The 25,217-nt window shown below is 71.8% G+C and carries 20 protein-coding genes; 8 read left to right on the forward strand and 12 right to left on the reverse strand.

Translation table 11 applies throughout. The features are described from left to right. Window positions 1-66: 66 nt before the first annotated feature. Genes mmsA through iolC form a run of 5 tightly spaced genes read right to left on the reverse strand, consistent with a single transcriptional unit; the run spans window position 67 to window position 6,142 of the window. Complete coding sequence (mmsA, locus tag CRP56_RS15350) at window positions 67-1,569, reverse strand: CoA-acylating methylmalonate-semialdehyde dehydrogenase (protein ID WP_097264319.1); 1,503 nt, start codon at window positions 1,567-1,569, stop codon at window positions 67-69. A 14-nt stretch (window positions 1,570-1,583) separates the two neighbouring features. Further along, entirely contained in the window at window positions 1,584-3,470 is a 1,887-nt protein-coding gene (gene iolD / locus CRP56_RS15355) for a 3D-(3,5/4)-trihydroxycyclohexane-1,2-dione acylhydrolase (decyclizing) (RefSeq protein ID WP_097264321.1), read from the reverse strand. Continuing rightward, window positions 3,467-4,279 carry a 5-deoxy-glucuronate isomerase gene (iolB, locus tag CRP56_RS15360; RefSeq protein WP_097264323.1) on the reverse strand — a complete coding sequence of 271 codons (813 nt, stop codon included), beginning with the start codon at window positions 4,277-4,279 and terminating at the stop codon, window positions 3,467-3,469. Before iolB ends, iolD begins: the two co-directional genes overlap by 4 nt. A gap of 7 nt (window positions 4,280-4,286) precedes the next feature. After that, on the reverse strand, window positions 4,287-5,171 hold the full coding sequence (locus CRP56_RS15365; RefSeq protein WP_097264325.1) for a Cgl0159 family (beta/alpha)8-fold protein: 885 nt from the start codon (window positions 5,169-5,171) through the stop codon (window positions 4,287-4,289). Continuing rightward, a complete protein-coding gene (gene iolC / locus CRP56_RS15370; protein ID WP_097264327.1) occupies window positions 5,168-6,142 on the reverse strand; it encodes a 5-dehydro-2-deoxygluconokinase in 975 nt (324 codons plus the stop codon). The genes CRP56_RS15365 and iolC overlap by 4 nt, the downstream gene beginning before the upstream one ends. A gap of 161 nt (window positions 6,143-6,303) precedes the next feature. Here iolC and CRP56_RS15375 point away from each other — a divergent pair, with 161 nt between their 5' ends. From CRP56_RS15375 to CRP56_RS15390, 4 genes are all read left to right on the forward strand, one after another. Next, window positions 6,304-7,221 carry a sugar phosphate isomerase/epimerase family protein gene (locus tag CRP56_RS15375; RefSeq protein WP_097274079.1) on the forward strand — a complete coding sequence of 306 codons (918 nt, stop codon included), beginning with the start codon at window positions 6,304-6,306 and terminating at the stop codon, window positions 7,219-7,221. Window positions 7,222-7,297: 76 nt separating this feature from the next. Next, the gene (locus CRP56_RS15380) at window positions 7,298-8,188 is read left to right on the forward strand and encodes a helix-turn-helix domain-containing protein (protein ID WP_097264329.1); all 891 of its coding nucleotides are present in this window, start codon (window positions 7,298-7,300) and stop codon (window positions 8,186-8,188) included. Between the two features lie 377 nt (window positions 8,189-8,565). After that, on the forward strand, window positions 8,566-8,766 hold the full coding sequence (locus CRP56_RS15385) for a helix-turn-helix transcriptional regulator (RefSeq protein ID WP_059191908.1): 201 nt from the start codon (window positions 8,566-8,568) through the stop codon (window positions 8,764-8,766). A gap of 48 nt (window positions 8,767-8,814) precedes the next feature. Then, window positions 8,815-9,378, forward strand: coding sequence for a GNAT family N-acetyltransferase (locus CRP56_RS15390; RefSeq protein WP_097264332.1), 564 nt, complete (start codon window positions 8,815-8,817; stop codon window positions 9,376-9,378). Here the strand turns inward: CRP56_RS15390 and CRP56_RS15395 are convergent. Beyond that, window positions 9,359-10,402, reverse strand: a complete 1,044-nt coding sequence (locus tag CRP56_RS15395; RefSeq protein WP_097264334.1) for a zinc-dependent alcohol dehydrogenase family protein — start codon at window positions 10,400-10,402, stop codon at window positions 9,359-9,361. The two genes, CRP56_RS15390 and CRP56_RS15395, sit on opposite strands and share 20 nt — an antisense overlap. Window positions 10,403-10,554: 152 nt before the next feature. Between CRP56_RS15395 and CRP56_RS15400 the strand changes: the two genes are divergently transcribed. Both CRP56_RS15400 and CRP56_RS15405 read left to right on the forward strand, forming a co-directional pair. After that, window positions 10,555-10,788 carry a heavy-metal-associated domain-containing protein gene (locus CRP56_RS15400; protein ID WP_097274081.1) on the forward strand — a complete coding sequence of 78 codons (234 nt, stop codon included), beginning with the start codon at window positions 10,555-10,557 and terminating at the stop codon, window positions 10,786-10,788. A 24-nt stretch (window positions 10,789-10,812) separates the two neighbouring features. Continuing rightward, on the forward strand, window positions 10,813-13,032 hold the full coding sequence (locus CRP56_RS15405) for a heavy metal translocating P-type ATPase (protein WP_097264336.1): 2,220 nt from the start codon (window positions 10,813-10,815) through the stop codon (window positions 13,030-13,032). A gap of 592 nt (window positions 13,033-13,624) precedes the next feature. Here the strand turns inward: CRP56_RS15405 and CRP56_RS15410 are convergent. From CRP56_RS15410 to CRP56_RS15425, 4 genes are all read right to left on the reverse strand, one after another. Next, complete coding sequence (locus CRP56_RS15410; RefSeq protein ID WP_097264338.1) at window positions 13,625-14,914, reverse strand: citrate synthase; 1,290 nt, start codon at window positions 14,912-14,914, stop codon at window positions 13,625-13,627. A 150-nt stretch (window positions 14,915-15,064) separates the two neighbouring features. After that, entirely contained in the window at window positions 15,065-17,365 is a 2,301-nt protein-coding gene (recD2, locus tag CRP56_RS15415) for an SF1B family DNA helicase RecD2 (protein ID WP_097264340.1), read from the reverse strand. Window positions 17,366-17,419: 54 nt separating this feature from the next. After that, the gene (locus CRP56_RS15420; RefSeq protein ID WP_097264342.1) at window positions 17,420-18,394 is read right to left on the reverse strand and encodes a pyridoxamine 5'-phosphate oxidase family protein; all 975 of its coding nucleotides are present in this window, start codon (window positions 18,392-18,394) and stop codon (window positions 17,420-17,422) included. Then, on the reverse strand, window positions 18,391-19,092 hold the full coding sequence (locus tag CRP56_RS15425; protein WP_257040789.1) for a hemerythrin domain-containing protein: 702 nt from the start codon (window positions 19,090-19,092) through the stop codon (window positions 18,391-18,393). The genes CRP56_RS15420 and CRP56_RS15425 overlap by 4 nt, the downstream gene beginning before the upstream one ends. A 173-nt stretch (window positions 19,093-19,265) precedes the next feature. Between CRP56_RS15425 and CRP56_RS15430 the strand changes: the two genes are divergently transcribed. Further along, on the forward strand, window positions 19,266-22,787 hold the full coding sequence (locus CRP56_RS15430) for an ATP-binding protein (protein WP_097264347.1): 3,522 nt from the start codon (window positions 19,266-19,268) through the stop codon (window positions 22,785-22,787). Here CRP56_RS15430 and CRP56_RS15435 read toward each other — a convergent pair. After that, on the reverse strand, window positions 22,784-23,980 hold the full coding sequence (locus tag CRP56_RS15435; protein WP_097264350.1) for an MFS transporter: 1,197 nt from the start codon (window positions 23,978-23,980) through the stop codon (window positions 22,784-22,786). The two genes, CRP56_RS15430 and CRP56_RS15435, sit on opposite strands and share 4 nt — an antisense overlap. Further along, window positions 23,977-24,558: a helix-turn-helix domain-containing protein gene (locus CRP56_RS15440; RefSeq protein ID WP_097264352.1), complete on the reverse strand. Its 582-nt coding sequence runs from the start codon at window positions 24,556-24,558 to the stop codon at window positions 23,977-23,979. Before CRP56_RS15440 ends, CRP56_RS15435 begins: the two co-directional genes overlap by 4 nt. Here CRP56_RS15440 and CRP56_RS15445 point away from each other — a divergent pair. Next, window positions 24,557-25,078 carry a GNAT family N-acetyltransferase gene (locus CRP56_RS15445; RefSeq protein WP_097264354.1) on the forward strand — a complete coding sequence of 174 codons (522 nt, stop codon included), beginning with the start codon at window positions 24,557-24,559 and terminating at the stop codon, window positions 25,076-25,078. The two genes, CRP56_RS15440 and CRP56_RS15445, sit on opposite strands and share 2 nt — an antisense overlap. Window positions 25,079-25,217 lie beyond the last annotated feature (139 nt).

A 25,217-nucleotide genomic window follows, 5' to 3' on the forward strand; every position in this document is an offset into this window, starting at 1 on the left:
GAACCGTAGTCCCGAGGCGCAAAAAAATGGGGCCGTCCGCTATACGGACGGCCCCTGACTCCTGCGTCAGTGGTTGCGCGGGAAGCCCAGGTCCACGCCGGAGGGGCCGTCGGCCGGGTCCGGCCAGCGGGTCGTGATGACCTTGCCGCGGGTGTAGAAGTGGGTGCCGTCGTTGCCGTAGATGTGGTGGTCGCCGAAGAGCGAGTCCTTCCAGCCGCCGAAGCTGTGGTAGCCCACGGGGACCGGGATCGGGACGTTCACGCCGACCATGCCGGCCTCGACCTCCAGCTGGAAGCGGCGGGCGGCGCCGCCGTCCCGGGTGAAGATCGCGGTGCCGTTGCCGAACGGCGAGGCGTTGATGAGGGCGATGCCCTCGTCGTACGTGTCGACGCGCAGCACGGTCAGGACGGGGCCGAAGATCTCGTCCTGGTAGGCCTTCGCCGTGGTCGGCACCTTGTCGAGGAGCGAGATGCCGATCCAGTGGCCGTCCTCGTAGCCCTCGACCGTGTGGCCGGTGCCGTCGAGGACGACCTCGCAGCCCTCGGCCGCGGCGCCGGTGACGTAGGACGCCACCTTGTCGCGGTGGGCCTTGGTGATGAGCGGGCCCATCTCGGAGGTCGGGTCGTTGCCGGGGCCGATCTTGATCTTCTCGGCGCGCTCGCGGATCTTGTCGACCAGCACGTCGCCGATCGAGCCGACCGCCACGACCGCGGAGATCGCCATGCAGCGCTCGCCCGCGGAGCCGTAGGCGGCGCTCACGGCCGCGTCCGCCGCCGCGTCGAGGTCGGCGTCCGGGAGGACCAGCATGTGGTTCTTGGCGCCGCCCAGGGCCTGGACGCGCTTGCCGTTCGCCGAGGCGGTGGTGTGGATGTAGCGGGCGATCGGGGTCGAGCCGACGAACGACACCGCCTTGACGTCGGGGTGCTCCAGGAGGCGGTCGACGGCCACCTTGTCGCCGTGGACGACGTTGAAGACACCGTCCGGCAGACCGGCTTCGGCCAGCAGCTCGGCGATCTTGAGGGAGGCCGACGGGTCCTTCTCGGACGGCTTCAGCACGAAGGTGTTGCCGGTCGCGATGGCGATCGGGAACATCCACATCGGGACCATCGCCGGGAAGTTGAACGGCGTGATGCCGGCGACGACACCGAGCGGCTGGCGGATCGCGGCCACGTCGACGCGGCTGGCGACCTGCGTCGACAGCTCGCCCTTCAGCTGCACGTTGATGCCGCAGGCGAGGTCCACGATCTCCAGACCGCGGGCCACCTCACCGAGCGCGTCGGAGTGCACCTTGCCGTGCTCGGCGGTGATCAGCTCGGCGATCGCGTCGCGGTTGGCGTCCAGCAGCGCGCGGAACTTGAAGAGGATCTCCGTGCGCTTGGCCAGCGAGGACTGGCCCCAGGACACGAAAGCGTCCTTGGCGGCCTGGACCGCGGCGTCGACCTCGTCGACGGACGCGAACGCGACCTTGGTGGTGACCGCGCCGGTCGCCGGGTCGGTGACCGGCCCGTAGTTGCCCGACGCGCCTTCGACGGTCTTGCCGCCGATCCAGTGGTTGACGATCTTCGTCATGCCCAGTTGCTCCTTCACAGATGGCGGCGTCGGGTAGAGACGTGCCGGTCGTACAGCTCTCGTGCCTTCACCGCGGACGGTCGGGTCGCGGTCTCGGCCACAGGTACATCCCACCAGGCCTGCGCCGGAGGCGCGCCCGACACTGTGTCTGCCGTTTCGGTCTCGACGTAGACACATGTGGGAGTGTCCGCCGCGCGCGCCTGGGCGAGAGCCTCGCGCAGGTCACCCACGGTCTTCGCGCGCAACACGCGCATGCCCAGGCTGGCCGCGTTGGCGGCCAGGTCCACCGGGAGCGGCGCCCCGGTGTAGGTACCGTCGTCCGACTGGTACCGGTACGCGGTGCCGAACCGCTCGCCGCCCACCGACTCGGACAGGCCTCCGATCGAGGCGTACCCGTGGTTCTGGACGAGCAGCATCTTGATCGCGATGCCCTCCTGCACGGCGGTCACGATCTCGGTCGGCATCATCAGATAGGTGCCGTCGCCGACGAGCGCCCAGACGTTGCGGTCGGGGGCGGCCATCTTCACACCGATCGCAGCCGGGATCTCGTACCCCATGCAGGAGTAGCCGTACTCCAGGTGGTACTGGTCCCGGGACCGGGCCCGCCACAGTTTGTGCAGGTCGCTGGGGAGGGAGCCGGCGGCGTTGATGATGATGTCGCTCTCGTCGACGAGGGCGTCCAGGGCGCCGAGGACCTGGGGCTGGGTGGGGCGCACGTCTATCTCGTCCGCCTCGTAGCAGGCGTCGACGCGGTACTCCCAGCGCTGCTTGTCCTCGGTGTACTCGGTGACGTACGCCTCCGTGACCTGGTGGTCGTGCATCCTCAGGGCCGCGGTCAGCTCGGCCAGGCCGCTGCTGGCGTCCGCCACGAGCGGCCGTCCGCCGAGCTTGTGGCCGTCGACGGGGGCGATGTTGAGGTTGAGGAAGCGGACGCCGGGTGTCTCGAAGAGCGTCCCGGAGGCGGTGGTGAAGTCGGTGTAGCGGGTACCGACGCCGATCACCAGGTCGGCCTGGCGGGCGAGTTCGTTGGCGGTCGCGGTGCCGGTGTGGCCGACGCCGCCGACGTCCTGGGGGTGGTCCCAGCGCAGCGAGCCCTTGCCGGCCTGGGTGGAGGCGACGGGGATGCCGGTCGCCTCGGCGAACTCGGCGAGGGCCTCCTCGGCGCGGCTGTGGTGGACTCCGCCGCCTGCGATGACCAGGGGCCTGCGGGCCGACCTGATCGCCGAGACGGCCTCGGCGAGTTCGGTCGGGTCGGCGCCCGGACGTCGTACGACCCAGGTGCGCTCGGCGAAGAACTCCTCCGGCCAGTCGTACGCCTCGGCCTGGACGTCCTGCGGGAGGGCGAGGGTGACCGCGCCCGTCTCCACCGGGTCGGTGAGGACCCGCATGGCCTGGAGGGCGGCCGGGATCAGGGCCTCGGGGCGGGTGACGCGGTCGAAGTACCGCGACACCGGGCGCAGACAGTCGTTGACACTGAGGTCGCCCGCGTACGGGACCTCCAGCTGCTGGAGGACCGGGTCGGCGGGGCGGGTGGCGAAGATGTCGCCGGGCAGCAGCAGGACCGGGAGGTGGTTGATCGTGGCGAGCGCGGCGCCGGTGACCAGGTTGGTGGCGCCGGGGCCGATGGAGGTCGTGACGGCGTGCGTGGACAGGCGGTTGGACTGCCTGGCGTAGCCGACCGCCGCGTGCACCATCGACTGCTCGTTGCGGCCCTGGTGGTACGGCATGTCGTCGGCGTACTCGACGAGCGCCTGGCCGAGCCCGGCCACGTTGCCGTGGCCGAAGATGCCCCAGGTCGCGGAGATCAACCGCTGCCGTACGCCGTCGCGTTCGGTGTACTGGGCGGCGAGGAAGCGGACGAGCGCCTGGGCGACGGTCAGCCGGGTGGTGGGCGGAGTCATCGGTAACCCTCCGTGTGGTCCGGGTGGAAGCAGATCCGCCACTCCCGCGTCTCACCCGGGCCCGCCATGACGTTCAGGTAGTACATGGCGTGCTCGGGCTGTGCGATCGACGGGCCGTGCCATCCGTCGGGGACGAGGACGACGTCACCGGAGCGGACCTCCGCGAGGACGTCCGATCCGCCCTCACGGGAAGGGGATACGCGCTGATAGCCGAAACCGTTCGGGCCGTCGATCTCGAAGTAGTAGATCTCCTCCAACTCCGCTTCCTCGCCCGGCCGGTGCTCGTCGTGCTTGTGGGGCGGGTACGAGGACCAGTTGCCGCCGGGGGTGATGACCTCGACGGCGATCAGTTTGTCGCAGTCGAAGGCGTCGGCGGAGGCGAAGTTGCGGACGTGGCGCAGCCGGTTGCCGCTGCCGCGTTCCTCGGTGGGGACCTCCGGCGCGGGGCCGTAGCGGGCGGGGAGTCGTCGCTCGCACTTCGCTCCTGCCAGGGCGAAGCGGCCTCCCGCGCCGGAGGCGATCGTTGCCCGGGCGTCACGGGGCACGTACGCGAAGTCGGAGACCGACGCGAACACGCTTTCCCTGCCCAGGAGTTGGAACTCTTTTTCTTCCGTTTGTACGGTACATCCGCCTTCCAGCGGAAGCACGATCCACTCGCTGTCACCGGTGGTGAAGGTGTGCGTGCCACCAGGTTCCAGTGCGACGATCCGCAGAGCGCAGTACGTCCAGCCGGCCCGCTTCGGATCGATGTCCACTGTGTACAGGGCGTCGGTGGAGGAACCCTTGGGGATGTGAAGATCGTTACTCATGCGGCCCTCACAGGAGTCCTACGGCGGTGTCCACGGCGGCGGCGACGTCCCCGTCCGCCGGGTAGAGCAGTGAGCGTCCGACCACCAGGCCGCGCACGGTGGGGAGTTGAAGGGCACCCCGCCACTTCTCGTACGCCCCGTCCTGGTCGTCGCCGACCTCGCCGCCAAGCAGCACGGCGGGCAGCGTGGAGGTGGCCATGACCTCGGCCATGTCGTCGGGGTTCTCGCTGACCGGCACCTTCAGCCAGGTGTAGGCCGAACTGCCGCCCAGGCCCGAGGCGATGGCGATGGACTTGGTGACGGCCTCGGCGGAGAGGTCGTTCTTCACCTTGCCCTCGGCCGTGCGGAAGCTGATGAACGGCTCGACGAAGACGGGCAGTCGGCGTGCCGCCATGTCGTCGATGGCACGGGCGGTGGACTCCATGGTGGTCAGGGAGCCCGGGTCGTCGTAGTCGATGCGCAGGAGCAGCTTGCCCGCGTCGAAGCCGAGCCGCTCGATGTCCTCGGCGCGGTGGCCGGTGAAGCGGTCGTCGAGTTCGAAACGGGCGCCCTGGAGGCCGCCGCGGTTCATCGAGCCCATGACGACCTTGCCGTCGAGGGCGCCGAGCAGCAGCAGGTCGTCGAGGATGTCGGCGGTCGCGAGGACGCCGTCGACGCCGGGGCGGGAGAGCGCCAGGCAGAGGCGTTCCAGCAGGTCGGCGCGGTTGGCCATGGCCTGCGGATTGCCGCCGACGCCGAGTGCGCCCCGGGCGGGGTGATCGGCGGCGACGATCATGAGCCGGTCGGTGTCGCCGAGCAGCGGACGCCGCACGCGCCGGGCGGCGGCCTCGGCGATCGCCTCGGGGTGGCGGGTGCGCAGGCGCACGAGTTCGGCGATGTCGACGGCGGTCACTGGCCGGCCTCCGCGCTGTCGGACCGTACGGCTCCCGCGGTGATCGCCGCCTCGATCTCGGCCGGGGTCGGCATCGCGGAGCTGCACTCCAGGCGGGAGGCGACGATCGCGCCGGCCGCGTTGGCGTGCCGCATGATCTTCTCCAGGTCCCAGCCGTCGAGGAGGCCGTGGCACAGGGAGCCGCCGAAGGCGTCACCGGCGCCGAGCCCGTTGAGGACGTCCACCGGGAGCGGGGGGACCTCGACGGAGGTGCCGTTGCGGTCGACCGCGAGGACGCCCTTGGGGCCCTGCTTGACGACGGCGAGCTCGACGCCCGCGTCGAGGAGCGCCTCGGCGGCGGCACGCGGCTCGCGGACGCCCGTGGCGACCTCGACCTCGTCGAGGTTGCCGACCGCGACGGTGGTGTGCTTGAGGGCCTCGGCGTAGAACGGGCGGGCCGCGTCCGGGTCGCTCCAGAACATCGGGCGCCAGTCCAGGTCGAAGACGGTGATGCCCGCCTTGGCCCGGTGGGCGAGGGCCGCGAGCGTCGCCGTACGGCTGGGCTCCTCGCTCAGGCCGGTGCCGGTGACCCAGAAGACGCGGGCCTCGCGGATGGCGTCGAGGTCGAGCTCGTGGGCGTCGATCTCCAGGTCGGGGGCCTTGGGCTGCCGGTAGAAGTACAGCGGGAAGTCGTCCGGCGGGAAGATCTCGCAGAACGTGACCGGGGTCGGCAGGCCCGGCACCGGGGTGACCCAGCGGTCGTCCACGCCGAAGCCCTTCAGGGCCTCGTGGAGGTAGGTGCCGAAGGGGTCGTCGCCGGTCCGGGTGATCACCGCGGTCTGCCGTCCCAGGCGGGCCGCGGCGACCGCGACGTTCGTCGCCGAGCCGCCGAGGAACTTGCCGAAGGACGACACCTGCGGCAGCGGGACGCCCGTCTGCAGCGGATAGAGGTCCACTCCGATCCGCCCCATGGTGATCAGGTCGTACGCCATCGAGTTCCCTTCACGCCGGTCGGACCCTCACGTCTCGCTCCGGACTTCGTATCGGCTCTCCACGGCTTTGTAGCCCCCGACGAGGAGCCCTGTCAATGTTTTGTCCAGACATTCGGACCAGCCCTTGACAGCGCTTGCTGCTCACGCGGAAGCTGACCGGCATGACGTCGTTGTCACCCTCTTCCTCACTGTCCCGCATCCGGATCGGGTCGGCTCCCGACTCCTGGGGTGTGTGGTTCCCCGACGACCCTCAGCAGGTCCCCTGGCAGCGCTTCCTCGACGAGGTCGCGGATTCCGGCTACGAGTGGATCGAGCTTGGCCCTTACGGGTACCTGCCGACCGACCCCACGGTGCTCACCGAGGAGGTGGGCCGGCGTGGCCTGAAGGTGTCGGCCGGCACGGTCTTCACCGGGCTGCACCACGGCGAGTCCGTCTGGGAGAAGACCTGGGCGCACGTCGCCGACAACGCGGTGCTGGCGCAGGCCATGGGCGCGAAGCACCTCGTCGTCATCCCGTCCTTCTGGCGGGACGACAAGACCGGTGAGGTGCTGGAGCCGGACACGCTGACGCCCGAGCAGTGGCGGAACCTCACCTCGCTGACCGAGCGGCTCGGTCAGCGGGTGCGGGAGGAGTACGGGCTGCAGATCGTCGTCCATCCGCACGCCGACACGCACATCGACAGCGAGGACAACGTCGTCCGGTTCCTCGACGGGACGGACTCGTCGCTGGTGTCGCTGTGCCTCGACACGGGGCACTACGCGTACTGCGGGGGCGACAGCGTGAAGCTCATCGAGACGTACGGGTCCCGGATCGGGTACCTGCATCTCAAGCAGGTGGATCCCGAGATCCTCGCCGATGTGCGGGCCAAGGGGACGCCGTTCGGGCCGGCCGTGGCGCAGGGTGTGATGTGTGAACCGCCTTCGGGGGTGCCGGCGTTGGGGCCGGTGCTGGAGGCTGCGCAGAAGTTGGACGTGGACCTGTTCGCGATCGTGGAGCAGGACATGTATCCCTGCGATCCGGACAAGCCGTTGGCTATTGCTCAGCGGACTCGGGCGTTTTTGAGGTTGTGCGGGGCGTAGGTGGTTTTCGGCTGCGGGAGCGTGGGGGCTGGTCGCGCAGTTCCCCGCGCCCCTGAGGGTGTTGCAGCATAGGGCGATGACAAGTGTCCGTTCTGGACATGAGCCCTCGGGGTCCTGGGAAGTTGCGCTTGCCCGGCCTGACGCCCGACTCCAACCCGGCGTCATCTCGTATCGCGGTGTGCGGCTGGCCCTCGACCGGCCCCGGCGGCGGCTTGAGGCGCCCATCGGGGCGGCCACGTTGCTGTTGGGGTTCGGGGAGTCGGTGCGGATCAGTCGGGCGGGGCGGGCGCCGGACACGTTGGTGTCGGTCTACTGCGGTCCGACCACCACCCCTGCCATCGGCGAGCACAACGGGCGGCTTTCGGGGATCGAGGTGTTGCTCGCTCCCTGGGCCGCCTTCTCGTTGTTCGGGACACCGCAGTACGAGCTCGCCAACCGGACCGTCGATCCGGACGAGTTGCCGCATGTGCTGCCCGGCAAGGTCGGCGAACTCGCCGCCGCGCTCGGTGCGTTGCCGTCCTGGGAGGCGCGGTTCGGGCTGCTGGACGATGTGCTGGCGCGGTGGTCGCAGGGCGGTGCGGCGCCGTCGGCGCGGGTGGTGCGGGCGTGGGCGGAGTTGGTGCGGACGGGCGGGGCGATCCCCGTGCCGCGGCTCGCCGAGGACGTCGGCTGGAGTGTGCGGCAGCTGGAGAGCCGGTTCCGGGAGCAGATCGGGCTGGGGCCGAAGGCGGCGGCGCGGGTGCTGCGGTTGCAGCGGGCGCGGCGGCTGCTGGCTGCGGGGCGGGGGCAGGCGGAGACCGCGGCGCTGTGCGGGTTCTACGACCAGGCCCATCTCAGCGGGGAGTTCAAGGCGATGACCGGGTGCACACCGCGGGAGTTCACGCTCGCGCGGGACGGGGCGGGCGGCGTGCCCGGTGGTGACCGGATCAGCGGTGAGGCGACGAGTCTGGTGCTGGGCGCACCCTGATCGACGCCGAGTGCGGTTTTTTCCAAGACCCGTGCAGTTGGCTGAATGCAGTCTGTGGTCCCCGGGGGAGCTGGTGGAGCCGGGCCCGGCGCAGCGGGTCCGGCTCCACCTGTGTGGGGCCCTCTCGCGCGGCCCTGTCAACGCGCCGCGCCCACGCGCCCGCGTGCGCCTTTGCTGCACTCGTGTCACGAACACCCCTCGTGTGTCACACATGTCGCGTATACGCGGGTCTTGCGTCACACGCCGTGCACAGGGCCTGACCTGCGCTCACTCTCTGTCGTTCACGGGGCACAGGCTTTGTGACGCCAGCGCAGCGCCCGGTACCCCCGACGGCCGTTCCCGGCCGCCGCCGCGGCGCGCGCAGGGAGGTGCACCTCATGACCGACCGAAGGCTCTGGTCGTACAAGGAGATCGCGGCGCACATCAAGGTGCAGCCGGACACCGTGCGGTCGTACCGCAAGCACGGGCTGCTGCCGCCACCCGACCATGTGGAGGGCGGCAAGCCCTTCTGGTACGCGGACACCGTGCGGGCGTGGGTCGCCGCACGGCCGGGCAACCGCGGCAGACGAGAGGACTGAGCGGAAACACGGTTGCCGACCGGGAGCCCGGCCGGTGAGGATCCGTGGATGAGTTTCTCCGTCAAACCCGTACTGACCGGCGAGAAGGCCGTGCTGCGTCCGTTCACCGCAGCGGACGCGGAGGTCATGGCGGAGATCATCCGCGACCCCGAGGTCCTCCGTTTCACCGATGACCCCGACACCGAGTTCACCCTGGAGCAGCTGCGTTCCTGGTACGGCTCCCGGTCCGCCCAGCCCGACCGTCTCGACCTCGCCGTCACCGACCGCGCCACCGGCGAACTCGTCGGCGAGGTGGTGCTGTACGAGTGGGACGAGCGGGCGCGCGGCTGTACGTTCCGCACGCTCCTCGGGCCCCGGGGCCGTGACCGCGGCCTCGGCACCGAGGCGACGCGCCTCGTCGTCGGGTACGGCTTCGAGGAACTCGGCCTGCATCGCGTCCAGTTGGAGGTCTACGGCCACAACGCCCGGGCCCTGCGCGCCTACGAGAAGGCCGGGTTCGTGCGGGAGGGCGTCCGGCGGGAGGCCGATCTGCGGGACGGGCGGTGGGTGGACTGGGTGATCATGGCCGTGCTGGAACAGGAGTGGGCGGCGCTCAACTCCACGGCTCGATGACCGTCACCCCGGCGCCGGGTGCCGTGCCCATCGACGCCAGCGCGGCCGGTGTCGCGGCCAGGTCGATCGTGGACATCACCAGGAGGTCCGGCCGCAGCACCCCCGACCGCACCAGCTCCAGCATCCCCGGATAGGTGTGCGCGGCCATGCCGTGGCTGCCCAGGATCTCCAGTTCCAGGGCGATCACGCGGGCCATCGGGACCGGGGTCGTGCCGTCCGCCGAGGGCAGCAGGCCGACCTGGAGGTGCCGGCCGCGGCGGCGCAGGGAGTTGACGGAGGCCGCGCAGGTGACCGGGGAGCCCAGCGCGTCCAGCGACACATGGGCGCCGCCGCCGGTCAGTTCACGCACCGCGGCGGCCGTGTCACCGGCCTCGGACGCGTCGACAGCCGCCACCGCCCCGAACTTCCGTGCCAGCTCCAGGGCTTGGGGCGACACGTCCACCGCCACCACCCGGGCACCGGAAGCCGCCGCGATCATCACCGCCGACAGGCCCACCCCGCCGCAGCCGTGCACCGCGACCCACTCCCCCGCCGCGACCCGCCCCTGCTGCACCACCGCCCGGAACGCGGTGGCGAACCGGCAGCCGAGGGAGGCGGCGGTGGCGAAGGAGAGGTCCTCCGGGACCGCCACCAGGTTCACGTCGGCGTGGTCCAGCGCCACGTACTGCGCGAAGGAGCCCCAGTGGGTGAAGCCGGGCTGGGTCTGCCGCTCGCAGATCTGATGGTCGCCGGCCGCACAGGCGGCGCAGCTTCCGCAGGCGCACACGAAGGGGACGGTGACGCGGTCGCCGGGGCGCCAGCCGGTGACCCGGTCGCCGGTCGCCTCGACGACTCCGGCGAGTTCATGGCCGGGCACGTGCGGGAGCGTGATGTCGGGGTCGTGGCCCTGCCAGCCGTGCCAGTCGCTGCGGCACAGGCCGGTGGCCGCCACGCGCACGACGACGCCGTGCGGGGCCGGTTCCGGGTCGGGCACCTCCCGCACCTCGGCCGGTTCGCCGTACCGCTCGAACACCACTGCCCGCATGTGCGCTCCCATCGACGTGCGTGTCTGACGGGTACATCCTGACCCGCCGACGCCGAGATGGTTGGAGTAATACCCCCTAGGGGTATAGTGTGGAACACGTGGACGCCACCGCGGGTCCCGTAGAACCCACACGCCTCGAAGAGGAGAACGAGATGACCGCCCAGAGCGACACCCAGGTCACCACCGTCTACAAGGTGAGCGGCATGAGCTGCGGCCACTGCGAGGGCTCGGTCTCCGGCGAGATCTCCGAGCTCCCCGGCGTCAGCTCCGTGAAGGCCGTCGCCTCCACCGGCGAGGTCACCGTCGTCTCCGTCGCCGAGCTCGACGAGGAAGCCGTGCGCGCGGCCGTCGACGAGGCCGGCTTCGAGCTCGTCGGCAAGGCCTGACCGGCACCTCCTGGAGTACCCACCATGTCCGGCACCACCGCCCCGATAGGTCCGCCCGCCGAGGTCGAACTCCTCATCGGCGGCATGACCTGCGCCTCCTGCGCCGCCCGCGTGGAGAAGAAGCTCAACCGGATGGACGGCGTGACCGCCACCGTCAACTACGCGACGGAGAAGGCGAAGGTCACCTACGCCGAGGGCGTCGAGGTGGCGGATCTCATCGCGACGGTGGTGAAGACGGGGTACACGGCCGAGGAGCCCGCGCCCCCGGCGGACGAGCCCGCCCCGGACGAGGACCCGGAGTCGACGTCCCTGCGGCAGCGGCTCGTCGTCTCCGCGGTCCTCGCCGTGCCCGTCGTCCTGCTGTCGATGATCCCGGCCCTCCAGTTCGACAACTGGCAGTGGCTGGCCCTCACCCTCGCCTCCCCCGTCGTCGTCTGGGGCGGGCTGCCCTTCCACCGGGCCGCCTGGACCAACCTCCGGCACGGCGCGGCCACCATGGACACCCTCGTCTCGCTGGGCACGCTGGCCGCGTATGGCTGGTCGCTGTGGGCCCTGTTCCTCGGGGACGCGGGGATGGCGGGCATGAAGGACGAGTTCACGTTCACCGTCTCGCGGATGGACAGCGCCTCCACGATCTACCTCGAAGTGGCCGCGGGCGTCACCACGTTCATCCTGCTCGGCCGCTATCTGGAGGCCCGCTCCAAGCGCCGGGCGGGGGCCGCGCTCCGGGCCCTGATGGAGCTGGGCGCGAGGGACGTGGCGGTCCTGCGGGACGGCCGCGAGGTCCGTGTCCCGGTCTCCCGTCTGACGGTCGGGGACCGTTTCGTCGTCCGTCCCGGGGAGAAGATCGCCACCGACGGCACCGTCGTCGAGGGCGTCTCCGCCGTGGACGCGTCCATGCTGACCGGCGAGTCGGTGCCGGTGGACGTGACGGTCGGGGACGCGGTCGCGGGTGCGACCGTGAACGCCGGCGGGCGCCTCGTCGTCGAGGCCACGCGCGTGGGCGCGGACACACAGCTCGCGCGGATGGCGAAGCTGGTCGAGGAGGCGCAGAACGGCAAGGCCGAGGTGCAGCGGCTCGCCGACCGGATCTCGGCCGTCTTCGTGCCGGTGGTCATCGCGATCGCCGTCGCCACCTTCGGCGCCTGGCTCGGCGCGAGCGGCGACCTGGCCGCCGCGTTCACCGCGGCCGTCGCCGTGCTGATCATCGCCTGCCCGTGCGCGCTGGGCCTGGCCACCCCGACCGCCCTGATGGTCGGCACCGGCCGCGGCGCCCAGCTCGGCATCCTCATCAAGGGCCCCGAGGTGCTGGAGAACACGCGCCGCGTCGACACCGTCGTCCTCGACAAGACGGGAACGGTCACCACCGGCCGTATGACCCTCCAGGAGGTGTACGCCGTCCAGGGCGCCGACGAGAAGCAGCTGCTGCGGCTCGCGGGCGCCGTGGAGCACGCCTCCGAGCATCCCGTCGCCCGGGCGGTCGCCGCCGGCGCCGAGGAGCGGGTGGGGCCGCTGCCGGCCGTCGAGGGGTTCGTGAACGTCCCCGGGCGGGGCGTGCGCGGGCGCGTGGAGGGCCATGACGTGGCCGTGGGGCGACTCTTCGACGAGGTGCCACAGGAACTGGCCCGCGCCAAGGACGAGGCCGAGAGAGGCGGCCGTACGGCCGTCGTGGTCGGCTGGGACGGGGTGGCACGCGGTGTCGTGGCCGTCGCGGACGCGGTGAAGGAGACCAGCGCCGAGGCGGTACGGGAGCTGCGGGCGCTCGGGCTGACGCCGGTGCTGCTGACCGGGGACAACCGGACGGTGGCGGAGGCCGTGGCCGAGCGGGTCGGGATCACCCGGGTCGTGGCCGAGGTGCTGCCCGAGGACAAGGTCGACGCCGTACGGCGGCTGCAGGGCGAGGGGCGGGTCGTCGCCATGGTCGGCGACGGGGTCAACGACGCCGCCGCGCTCGCCACCGCCGATCTGGGGCTCGCGATGGGGACCGGGACGGACGCGGCGATCGAGGCGGGGGATCTGACGCTGGTGCGCGGGGACCTGCGGGTGGCCGCGGACGCCATCCGGCTGTCGCGGCGGACGCTGGCCACGATCAAGGGGAACCTGGTGTGGGCGTTCGGCTACAACGTGGCCGCGCTGCCGCTGGCCGCCGCGGGGCTGCTGAACCCGATGATCGCGGGCGCCGCCATGGCGTTCTCCTCGGTGTTCGTCGTGACGAACAGCCTGCGATTGCGGTCATTCCGTTAGGCGGGACCCTCTGGAGTCCGGCGCGAGGCTCACATAAGCTCTTCACAAGGCTCGCGCATCATCCTTACGCTGGGGGCCCGATCGACGATTCGGCCCCTTGCGTATCAAACGGACAAATGCAAGAGACGCAGATCACAGTGATGTGAACGTAACCATCGAAGGGGCTCGAAGGTCTAAGTTGGCGATGTCAGGCCGCGTCTTGGGGGGCGCATCCTGGCATCTGGGGATGTCTTGGGGGACTTCCTCAGAGATGCGTTGCCGGGGCACGTACGTAGGGAAGCTTTGAGCGGCCCTCCCGACCGTGCGCTGTCCCGGCAGATCGCACACAGCGGTACACAGTAGGAGTACGACGAGTTCTGCTCGTTGTACTCAACACAGCGATTCAGGCGCTGTTTTCTCACAGACGCCCGGCCGGATCCCGTGGGGGGAATCCGCACCGGGACATGGGAAGGCGCCCTGGACGTCGGCCCGTGGGGGGACCGCCGCCAGGGCGCCTTCTTCTTCTCACCGTTAACCTCCCGGCCTACGACGAGGCCCCGCAGCCGGCATCGGCATACGGGGCCCAGTGTGACCTTGCGGCTCAGCGCAACGGTCAGCGCTCCTCGACCGGAACGAAGTCGCGCTCGACGACACCCGTGTAGATCTGGCGCGGGCGGCCGATGCGGGAGCCCGGTTCCTTGATCATCTCGTGCCACTGGGCGATCCAGCCCGGGAGGCGGCCGAGGGCGAAGAGGACCGTGAACATCTCGGTCGGGAAGCCCATCGCGCGGTAGATGAGGCCGGTGTAGAAGTCGACGTTCGGGTAGAGGCTGCGCGAGACGAAGTAGTCGTCGGAGAGCGCGTGCTCCTCCAGCTTGAGCGCGATGTCCAGCAGCTCGTCGGACTTGCCGAGGGCCGAGAGGACGTCGTGCGCAGCGGCCTTGATGATCTTCGCGCGCGGGTCGAAGTTCTTGTAGACCCGGTGGCCGAAGCCCATCAGCCGGACGCCGTCCTCCTTGTTCTTCACCTTGCGGATGAAGGAGTCGACGTCACCGCCGGAGGCCTGGATGCCCTCCAGCATCTCCAGCACGGACTGGTTGGCGCCGCCGTGCAGCGGGCCCCACAGCGCGTTGATGCCGGCCGAGATGGACGCGAACATGTTCGCCTGGGAGGAGCCGACGAGGCGGACCGTGGAGGTCGAACAGTTCTGCTCGTGGTCCGCGTGCAGGATCAGCAGCTTGTCGAGCGCGGCGACGACGACCGGGTCGAGGTCGTACTCCTGGGCCGGCACCGAGAAGGTCATCCGCAGGAAGTTCTCGACGTAGCCGAGGTCGTTGCGCGGGTAGACGAACGGGTGACCGATCGACTTCTTGTACGCATACGCCGCGATCGTCGGGAGCTTGGCGAGCAGCCGGATCGTCGAGAGGTTGCGCTGCTTCTCGTCGAACGGGTTGTGGCTGTCCTGGTAGAACGTCGACAGCGCGGAGACGACCGACGACAGCATGGCCATCGGGTGCGCGTCGCGCGGGAAGCCGCGATAGAAGTTCTTGACGTCCTCGTGCAGCAGGGTGTGCTGCGTGATGTCGTTCTTGAACACGGTGAGCTCGTCGACCGTCGGCAGCTCGCCGTTGATCAGCAGGTACGCCACCTCCAGGAAGGTGGAGCGCTCGGCCAGCTGCTCGATCGGGTAGCCGCGGTAGCGGAGGATGCCCGCCTCGCCGTCGAGGTAGGTGATCGCCGATTTGTAGGCGGCCGTGTTGCCGTAGCCGCTGTCCAGCGTCACCAGACCGGTCTGGGCGCGGAGCTTGCCGATGTCGAAGCCCTTGTCGCCGACGGTGCTGTCGATCACCGGGTAGGTGTACTCGCCATCGCCGTACCGCAGTACTACAGAGTTGTCGCTCACGTCTTCCCTCACCCGACGTTGTGCCTCATCTTCGAGGTTGCCCTGACTGTCTCTACCATCCCCCATTCGGCTCAGGAGAGTGCACTGGGGGTCGACCATTGGGCCTATTGGCGGCACTCAGTGCCGCCAACTTGCCCATCCTGCCCTCCCCTACCCGGTTCCGGAAGGGCTCTGTGACCTAGGTGACTCATTTGATCGATCATTTTTCGGGGAGAGCCTGAAGTCCAGAGCCGTACAGCGCCGGCCCGCCGAGACCGTCCGCACCGCCTGGCCTATCGCCTTGCGCGAACCGACCAGGACGACCAGCTTCTTGGCCCGGGTCACCGCCGTGTACAGCAGGTTCCGCTGGAGCATCATCCAGGCGCCGGTGGTGACCGGGATCACCACGGCCGGATATTCACTGCCCTGCGAGCGGTGAATGGTCACCGCGTACGCGTGGGCCAGCTCGTCCAGTTCGTCGAACTCGTACGGCACCTCCTCGTCCTCGTCGGTCAACACCGTCAGGCGCTGGTCGACCGGATCGAGCGAGGTGACCACGCCCACGGTGCCGTTGAAGACACCGTTCTTGCCCTTGTCGTAATTGTTGCGAATCTGGGTGACCTTGTCGCCGACCCGGAAGACCCGGCCGCCGAACCGCTTCTCGGGCACATCGGGCCGGCCGGGCGTGATGGCCTGCTGCAACAGGCCGTTGAGGTTGCCCGCGCCGGCGGGCCCGCGGTGCATGGGCGCGAGCACCTGGACGTCCCGGCGCGGGTCGAGCCCGAACTTGGCCGGAATCCGACGGGCCGCCACGTCCACCGTGAGCCGCCCGGCCTCCTCGGTGTCGTCCTCGACGAAGAGGAAGAAGTCCTTCATGCCGTCGGTGACGGGATGCTGCCCGGCGTTGATCCGGTGCGCGTTGCTCACCACGCCGGACTGCTGGGCCTGCCGGAACACGCGCGTGAGGCGCACGGCGGGGATCGGGCTGCCGTCGGCGAGCAGGTCCCTCAACACCTCGCCCGCGCCGACGGACGGCAGCTGGTCCACGTCCCCCACGAACAGCAGATGCGCCCCCGGCGGCACCGCCTTCACCAGCTTGTTGGCGAGCAGCAGGTCCAGCATGGACGCCTCGTCCACGACCACCAGGTCGGCCTGGAGGGGGCGGTCCTTGTCGTAGGCCGCGTCACCGCCCGGCTTCAGCTCCAGCAGGCGGTGGACGGTGGAGGCCTCGGCGCCGGTGAGCTCGGCGAGGCGCTTGGCGGCGCGTCCGGTGGGGGCGGCCAGCACCACCCGGGCCTTCTTGGCGCGGGCCAGCTCCACGATCGAGCGGACCGTGAAGGACTTGCCGCAGCCGGGTCCGCCGGTCAGGACGGCGACCTTCTTGGTCAGCGCGAGCTTCACGGCGGCCTCCTGCTCGGGCGCCAGCTCGGCTCCCGTGCGGCCCTTCAGCCAGGTCAGCGCCTTGTCCCAGGCCACGTCCCGGAAGCCCGGCATCCGGTCCTCGTCGGTGCGCAGGAGGCGCAGCAGCTGGGCGGAGAGGGAGAGTTCGGCACGGTGGAAGGGGACCAGGTAGACGGCGGTGACGGGCTCGCCGTGCTCCCCGGGGACCTTCTCCCGGACGACGCCGGGTTCGCCGGTGTCCGCGTCCGGCTCGGCCAGTTCGGCGAGGCACTCGATGACCAGGCCGGTGTCGACCTGGAGCAGCTTCACCGCGTCGGCGATCAGCCGCTCCTCGGGGAGATAGCAGTTGCCCTGGTCGGTGGCCTGCGACAGCGCGTACTGCAGACCCGCCTTCACGCGCTCCGGGCTGTCGTGCGGGATGCCGACGGACTGGGCGATCTTGTCGGCGGTGAGGAAGCCGATGCCCCAGACGTCGGCGGCGAGGCGGTAGGGCTGGTTCTTGACGACGGAGATGGAGGCGTCACCGTACTTCTTGTAGATCCGGACCGCGATCGACGTCGACACCTCGACGGTCTGGAGGAAGAGCATGACCTCCTTGATCGCCTTCTGCTCCTCCCAGGCGTCGGCGATCTTCTTGGTCCGCTTCGGACCGAGGCCGGGGACCTCGATGAGCCGCTTGGGCTCCTCCTCGATGATCCGCAGGGTGTCCAGGCCGAAGTGCTGGGTGATGCGGTCGGCGAAGACCGGGCCGATGCCCTTGACCAGCCCCGAGCCGAGATAGCGGCGGATGCCCTGGACGGTGGCGGGCAGCACGGTCGTGTAGTTCTCCACGGTGAACTGCTTGCCGTACTGCGGGTGGGAGCCCCAACGCCCCTCCATGCGCAGGGACTCGCCGACCTGGGCGCCCAGCAGCGCGCCGACGACCGTGAGCAGGTCGCCGCCGCCCCGGCCGGTGTCCACGCGCGCGACGGTGTAGCCGTTCTCCTCGTTGGCGTACGTGATGCGCTCCAGCACGCCTTCGAGGACGGCGAGTCGCCGCTCGCCCGTCGCGTTCCCCGCCTGTTGAGCCATGATCCGACGGTACCGGTGGGGTGTGACATCGACCGGGGTTGTCCACAGACGGGGCTAGTGGTGCGGGGCCTGGAGGGTGTTGCGCAGCCTGTCCGCGTCCGCGGTGCCGGGTCGGCGGGCGGACTCGGCGAGCGCGCGGAAGCGGTCCCACTCCACCGGGGGCCGGGTCAGGCCACGGCGGTTCAGATAGCGGTCGGTCGCCCGCTGGGTGTGGCGCAGGACTCGTACCGCGTCGCTCGGCCGTCCCGAGCCCATCGGCTCCAGCACCTTGCCGGGCACGAGAAGCCAACCGTCGTCGGTCTGCCTCAACTCGCCGCGGACCAACGCGTTCCGCATCCGGTTGAGCTTCTCGTCGTGCCGGTGCACCAGCAGCGAGGCGGGGCCGGACACCATCACGTGGTCGTCCGGCGGACTCACCGCGAAGCCGCCCACCGTGGGCGCGGTCCGGGTGCGGGCCAGTGCGGGCGCCCCCGAGGCGTCGCGGGCGGCGAGGACCGCCGTGGCATGGCGGGCGAGCTGCGCCGCGCCGGGCGACGGCGGGCCGTCCGGCCCGGCGGACACCTTCAGCAAGGGGGGCGCCCCGGCGGAGCGCACGATCAGCTGTTCCGGGGTGACGGTGATGACGAGCCGCAGGTAGTACCAGTCCATCAGCCGCCGCATCGGACGCGAGAGATACGACCGGCTGTGCGGCTGCCGCTCGAAGAGCATCCGCCAGTAGTCGTCGAGGCCCTGCGGCCCCGTCCTGATGTCGTCGGGGCACTCGGCGCTGCCGCCGACGAAGATCTCCGGGGCGTCGGTGAGGCCGCTGCCGGTGGGATCGGAGAAGAGCAGCGCGACGCGGCCGTCCCGGCGGATGTTTAGCGCCTTCTGCGCGAAGGCGAGGGACGTGGTCAGCACCAGCGTCCCGTCCTCGCGGCGCCACACCGCCGTCGGCCAGGCGAGCGGGGTCCCGTCCCGGCCCAGGGTGACGAACTCGCAGGTGCGGTAGGCGTCCAGGACGGCCGTCGGGGCGGAGTCGAGTACGGTCACCGTGCCGTCCCCCCGGCCAGCGGGGCCCGCATGGCCTGGCAGGACGCGGCGTACTGCCGCCGCCCCACCCACCGCCACATCAGCCGTCCCAGCAGCGGTGCCCGGCCCAGGAAGTAGGCCCGCTCGTCCTCCGTGGCGTCCTCCAGGATCGCGCCGAGGGCCAGCATCACCTTGCTCTTCGGGAGGGTCTCCAGCCCGCGGCGGCCCACCTCGTCCCACTCGGCGACCGTCAGATGCTCCGCGACCAGCGGAAGGACCAGCTTCTCCTCGTCGTCCAGGTGGTCGAGGAGGGCGAGCCGGTGTTCCTCCAGCGCCAGGGCGAGCTCCTGCCCGGCGACGCTGTCGGCCGAGCCCCGCCACTGGGGTGCCCACTCCCCTACGGCGGCCAGGGTCCGGTCTATGTGGCCGTGCTGGTCCTCCATGCGGGCCACCAGGTCGTCCTGCGCGGCGGCCCGCTCCCGCAGCAGGGGCCAGATCAGTTCGTCCTCCAGGGCGTGGTGATGGTGCAGCCCCATCACGTAGTCGTCCAGATACGCCGCGACCTCACCGGCCCGGGCCGACGCGCCGTCCGGCACGGCACGGACCAGGCGGGGCAGCAGCGCGGACTCCCGGCGGAAGACGCGGTGCACCACGACCATCTCGTGAGTGTGAGGGCGGCCGCCGGCGGGAAGACCGGGCGGTGTGGAGTTGGGGGTCACGCAGGTGTCCTTCGACGTTCGGATACAGACGGTGACCACGCTCGCGGCGCCCGCTTGGCGGTGACATGGAGTCCGCTTGGAGCCCCTCGACTCCGCTGCCGATGTGCTGCCTGACCAGCGCGTTTAGCACCTGTTGACGGTGCACGCACAGGGCTCGACTACATTGCGGCGGCATGCTGTCCATCAGAGTCCTGGGTCCCCTGGGTGCCGATGTCGCGGGCGCCCCGGTGGAGTTGGGGCCCCCGCGGCAGCGGGCCGTCCTCGCCCTCCTCATCGCCGCTCGCGGCCGGGTGACGTCCGTCGACCGCATGGTGGACGAGCTGTGGCGCGGGGCGCCGCCGGCCAAGGCGACGGTGTCCCTCCAGTCGTACGTGTCGAACCTGCGCCGTCTGCTCGAACCCGGGCGGCCGCCCCGCGCACCCGCCTCCGTGCTGGTCTCCGCCGCTCCCGGCTACGCCGTGCGGCTGCCGGAGGACACCGTGGACGCCTGGCGCTTCGAGTCCTGGGTGAGCCGGGCCCGGCGCGCGCCCGCGGCGCAGGCCCGGGAGCTGCTGACCGAGGCCCTGCGCTGGTGGCAGGGGCCCCCGTTCCTGGAGCACGCGGACGAGACCTGGGCGGTGCCCGAGGCGGCCCGACTGAACGCGCTGTGCGCGGAGGCCCACGAACTCGCCGTCGCCGCCGGTCTGCGCACCGGGCACACCGCCGAGGCCACCCTCGCCGCCGAGGCCATGGTCCGCGACCGGCCGCTGCGCGAGGAGGGGTGGCGGCTGCTGGCGCTCGCCCACTGGGCCGGCGGCCGGCGCGCCGACGCGCTCGCGGCGCTGCGCCGGGCCCGCGCGGTCCTGCGCGACGAACTCGGCTGCGACCCCTCACCGGCCCTGGCCGAGCTGGAACACGCCGTCCTCGCCCAGAAGCTGGACGTCCTGCGGGCGGCGGTACCGGCAGCGCGGCAGCCGGTGCCCGTACCGGCCCCGTCACCGGCACCGGCACGCGCGGGGGCGGCCCTGCCCGGCCCGGCCGCACCACCGCCCCGCGGCGGTCACGACCTCTTCGTCGGCCGGAGCGAGGAGTTGCGGGCCCTGGACGGCGCCGCGCAGGCGGCCCGGCGCACGGGTGGCATGGTGCTGGTCACCGGCGAGGCGGGGGCGGGCAAGTCCGCCCTGCTCGCCCGGTTCACCGAGCGCCTGCGCGGCAGAGGCTGGACCGTGGTCGTCGGCCGCTGCCCGGAGGACGAGGGCGCGCCGCCGGCCTGGGCCTGGACCGAGGCACTCGGCGCACTCGCCCGGACGGCACCCCCCACGCGCCCGGAGGAACTGGCGGCCCTCCTGCGCGAATCCGACGGCACGCCCGCGGCGACCGACGCCCTGACGCGCACGGGCTCGGACGGCACCACGACCGGGACCGACGCCGTGACGAACAGGGACGCGGACGGCACCACGACCGCGACCGGCACCATCGCGAACAGGAACCCAGGGAGCGCCACAACCACCCCCGCCACCCCGGCCCCGCCACCCACCACCCTCTCCAGCACCGCCCCCGCCACCCGCGACGAGGCCACCGCCGGCCGCTTCCGGCTGCACCGGGCCTTCGCCGGCTGGCTGCGGGACGCGGCTGCCGGGCGGCCGGTCGCCGTCGTCCTGGAGGATCTGCACCGCGCCGACGGGCCGACCCTCGCCCTGCTCGAAGCGGCCGCCGCGATCACCGGAGTGCCGCTGCTCACCGTCGCCTGCTACCGGCCGGCCGAGGTGAACGGGCATCTGGCCAAGAGCCTGGCCCACCTCGCGCCCCGGTTCCCGCACCGGATCACCCTCGGTGGCCTGTCCGCGCGGGACATCGCCACCGTCGTCACCGCCGTCCGCGGCGGGCCCGTGGACGCGGCCACGGTGACGGCGCTCGCCGAGCGCACCGGCGGCAACCCGTTCTACGTGTGGGAGAGCGCGCGTCTGCTGGCCGACGAGGGCGCCCTGGTCGCCGTGTCCGAGGTGCCGCAAGGCGTGCGGGACGTGCTGCGCAGGCGGCTCGCCCTGCTGCCCGCCGAAGCGCTCACGGCGGTGCGGCTCGCGGCGGTGGCGGGGCTGGAGTCCGACGTGGCGCTGCTCGCGGACGCGGCCGAGGCGGACGAGGAGGCCGTGCTGGCGGGGCTCGACGCGGCCGTCGCCGCGGATCTGCTGACCGAGCCGGGGCCGGGGCGGGTGCGGTTCGTGCACGCGCTGGTCCGCGACACCGTCTACACGGACCTGTCCGGCACCCGGCGGGCCCGCCTGCACGACCGGATCGCCGTCGAACTGCGCCGCCACCGCCCCGACGATCTCGCCGCGCTGGCCCACCACTTCGCCCGTTCCGGCCGTACGGCGAACGCTCCGCTGGCCGTCGACTACGCGCTGCGGGCCGCCGAACGGGCCGAGCGGCGGTACGCCCACGACGTGGCCGTAGGGCTGATCGAGCAGGCGCTGGAGGCGCACACCGCGGCGACCGCCGATCCCGAGGACGATCCGGACGGCACCGTCGCGCTGCTGGTGCGGCTGCTAGGCGCGCAGGTGCGGGCCGGTGCCACCGACGCCGCCCGGCGCACCCGGGGGCGGGCGGTCGACCTGGCCGTACGGGCGGGCCGGGACGACCTCGCCGCGGCGGTCTACGGCGGCTGGACCGAACCCTCCCCCTGGCGCAGCCGCCTGGAGGGCTTCGTGGACCGGACCGACCTGGCCCATCTGGAGCGGCTCGCGCGTGACCCCGCGCTGGACGGCCCGACCCGCGCGCGCGTGCTCCAGGTGCTGGCCGACGCGGTGGCGAGCGAGGACGCTCCGCGGGCCCTCGACGCGGCACGCAGCCAGCTTGCGCTGGCCCGCGCCGACGGCGAACCCCGGCTGCTGGCCTCGGCGTTGATGACGTCCGCGCGGGTGCTGCCGCACGAGACACAGGGCACGGCCCGCACCCCGCTCGTCGCCGAGCTGCGCGAGCTGGCCCGGGCCCACGACCTGCCCGCCCACCGCTGGGTCTGCGAACATCTCGACGGGCTGACGGCCGCGACCCGCAACGACCCGGACGCGGTACGCCGGCACACCGCCGCCGGACTGGAACTCGCCCGCCGCTACCGGATGCGCTGGGCGCAGGGCATCAACGTCGCCACCTCGGCCATGCTGGCCGCGGTCGCCGGCCGGTTCGAGGAGGCGGAGGCCTGGTACGCCGAGGCCGAGGGGCTCTTCCAGCGGGTCGGCACGCAGCACGCCACGGGGCCGCGCACGCTGGGCCTGTGGACGATCCGGATCACGCAGGGCCGCGAGGCGGACATCGAGGCCGACGTCCGTGCCGTCCACGCGGCGGTCGGCGCCCCCGTCGCCGTGGCCCTCGCGCTCGTCCTCGCCCGGCTGGGACGACTGGAGGAGGCTCGGGCCGTGGAGTTCCCAGCGCGGCCGGTGACGGACCATCTCTACGGCCTGGAGCTCGACTACCGCAGCCAACTCGCGGTCCTGCTGGGCGACCGGGAGGCCGCCCACATGCTGATCGGCCATCTGCTGCCCCTGCGGGAGCAGTTCGCCGGCACGGCCGGCGGGGCCTACGCCACGCGTCCCCTCGCCCTGGCCCTCGGGGACCTGTACCGGTTCCTCGGCGAGGAGCGGCACGCGGCCGACGCGTACAGCGTGGCGGAGCGCGTCGCCCGCGCGTGGGGGGCGCGTACAGCACGATCGGACGGCTAGGCGGCGGGCCTCTTGTCCCCGGTGAGCACGACGCCGGCGGCGGCCGCCAGCGCGGCGAGCGCCGTGAGCGCGGTGCCGGTCCAGCCGACGGCTTCGAGCAACGGCGCCGCCATCGTCGTACCGGCGGCTCCGACGGTGAAGTACAGGACCAGGTAGACGCTGATCAGGCTGGAGCTCCGGTCGGGGTCGAGGGACATGATCCGGCTCTGGTTGGCGGCCTGGGCGGCGAACGCCCCGGCGTCGAAGAGGGCCAGGCCGGTGAGGGTGACCCAGGGATGGTCCAGCCCCGTGGCGAGCAGGGCGGCGCCGGACGCGGCGATCAGCAGCGAGGCCGTGATCACCGTACGGGGGCTGTGGCGGTCGGCCAGGCGTCCGGTCAGGGGCAGGGCGATGAAGCCGAGGAGGCCGGCCAGGCTGTAGAGACCGATCTCGGTGGCGTCGAGGGAGTGCGGAGGGCGGCCCAGGGCCAGGGCCAGGGCGACCCAGACGAGGTTGAAGGCGAGGTACCACAGGCCTCCGGCGGCCACCGCCCGGCGCAGGGGCGGATGTTGGCGCAGGAGGAGGGGCAGGGCGCCGAGGGTGGCGAGGTAGCGCCCGCGCGCGGGTGGGCGTTCGCCGGGGAGCAGTCGCGTGGCGGCGAGCGCGCAGAGCAGGACCAGGGCGGCGCACACCAGCAGCATCCGCCGCCAGCCCAGGGCGTCGGCCAGGGCGCCGCCGACGAGCCGGCTGAGCAGGATGCCGGCCGACATCCCGGCGGCCACTGTGGCGACGGCGACGGTGCGGCGGCCGGGTGGGGCGAGACGGCCGGCGATCGTGCCCGCCTGGGCGGCGACCCCGGCGGTCGCGCCGACGAACAGATACGCCATGAGCAGCACGGTCGGGCCGGGGGCTGCCGCCGCCAGCCCCAAGGCGACGGCGAGGGCGGTCAGTTGACCTGCCATCAGGCAGTTCGGCGGCAGCCGGTCGGCCAGCGGGAGCAGCAGCACGAAGCCGGTCATGCAGCCGAGGAGCGCGGCGGTCGGGACGAGGCCGATCACCTGGAGCGGGACGTCGAACTCGGCGGCTATGTCGGTGAGCGCGGGCTGGACGGCGTAGTTGTTGGCTATCGCCGTACCGGCCGTGGCGGCGAGGAGGGCGGTACGGCCACGGGACGCGGCCGCTGGTGCCGGGACGGACGTGTCGGTGCGGGTCACGGCTGCTGGTGCCGGGTCAGGACGACGACGTAACGGCACTCCGTGTCGGTGTTGTTGACGAAGGTGCGCGGGGCCGGTTCGCCGAGTTCGATGGTGTCGCCCGCATGGAGTTCGTGCACCAGGTCGCCCTCGTGGAAGGTCAGTCGGCCGTCGAGGACCCACACCAGCTGCCGGATGAACGCGAACGCCGCCGCGGGATACGGGACCTGGGCACCGGCGGGCAGGCGGATCTCGGCGATCTCCGCGGGGAAGCGGGGGGTGGTGATCTGGCGGCGCCGGTAGCCCGTCTCCGGGTCGCGCCATTCCGCCGCGTCGGCCTGCCGTCGCACCCGCTCCTCGCCGGTCTCGGTCCCGCCCTCCCCCGCCAGCAGCGAGGACACGCTGAGCTGGAACGCGGCCGACAGCTTGCCGAGGACGACCGCCGTGGGGCTGCTCTCCTCCCGTTCGATCCGGCTGATCATCGCCTGGGAGACGCCGGAGGCCTCGGCGAGCTGGGCCAGGGTCCAGCGGCGGCGCTCGCGCTCGGCACGCACGCGTGCGGCGATCTGGCGGACCAGCGGATCTACTATGTTGGACATGAATCCAATATACGAGAGGGCCGCCACCGGGGTGACCGTGCGTCCGGCGCTCCCCGGGGACGCCGAGGCCGTCCGGGACATCCGCAATCACGCGATCGAGCACTCCACGGCCCTGTGGACGGACCGGACGCTGTCCGCCGCGGAGGGGGCGGACTGGCTGGCCGCCCATCTGGAGCGCGGTTCCGCGTTCGTCGCCGAGGCCGACGGGGAGGTGGTGGGCTTCGCGGCCTACGGGCCCTGGCGCGAGAAGGAGGGCTACCGCCACACCGTGGAGAACTCGGTCTACGTTCGCGAGGGGCGGCACGGGCGGGGCATCGGTTCCGCCCTGCTGGCCGCCGTCATCGACGCGGCCCGGGGCGCGGGTCACCACGTGATGGTCGCCGGCATCGAGGCCGGGAACGCCGCGTCGATCCGGCTGCACGAGCGGCACGGCTTCGAGCACGCGGGGACGGTCCGGGAGGTCGGCATCAAGTTCGGGCGGTGGCTGGACCTGACGATCATGCGGTTGCCGTTGACCTGAGCGGGGCGCCCGTTCCGCTCACCTGAGCGCCCTTCATCACGATCCGGTCTCAGAGGTCGGCCGAGGGCTTGATTAACCCGCGTGTAATCGATTCCAATCCTCCGTACACGCCGATGTAATCGATTCCATGAACCGGTCG

The organism is Streptomyces sp. TLI_55 (assembly GCF_900206255.1).
GTDB classification, from domain to species: Bacteria; Actinomycetota; Actinomycetes; order Streptomycetales; family Streptomycetaceae; genus Streptomyces; species Streptomyces aquilus.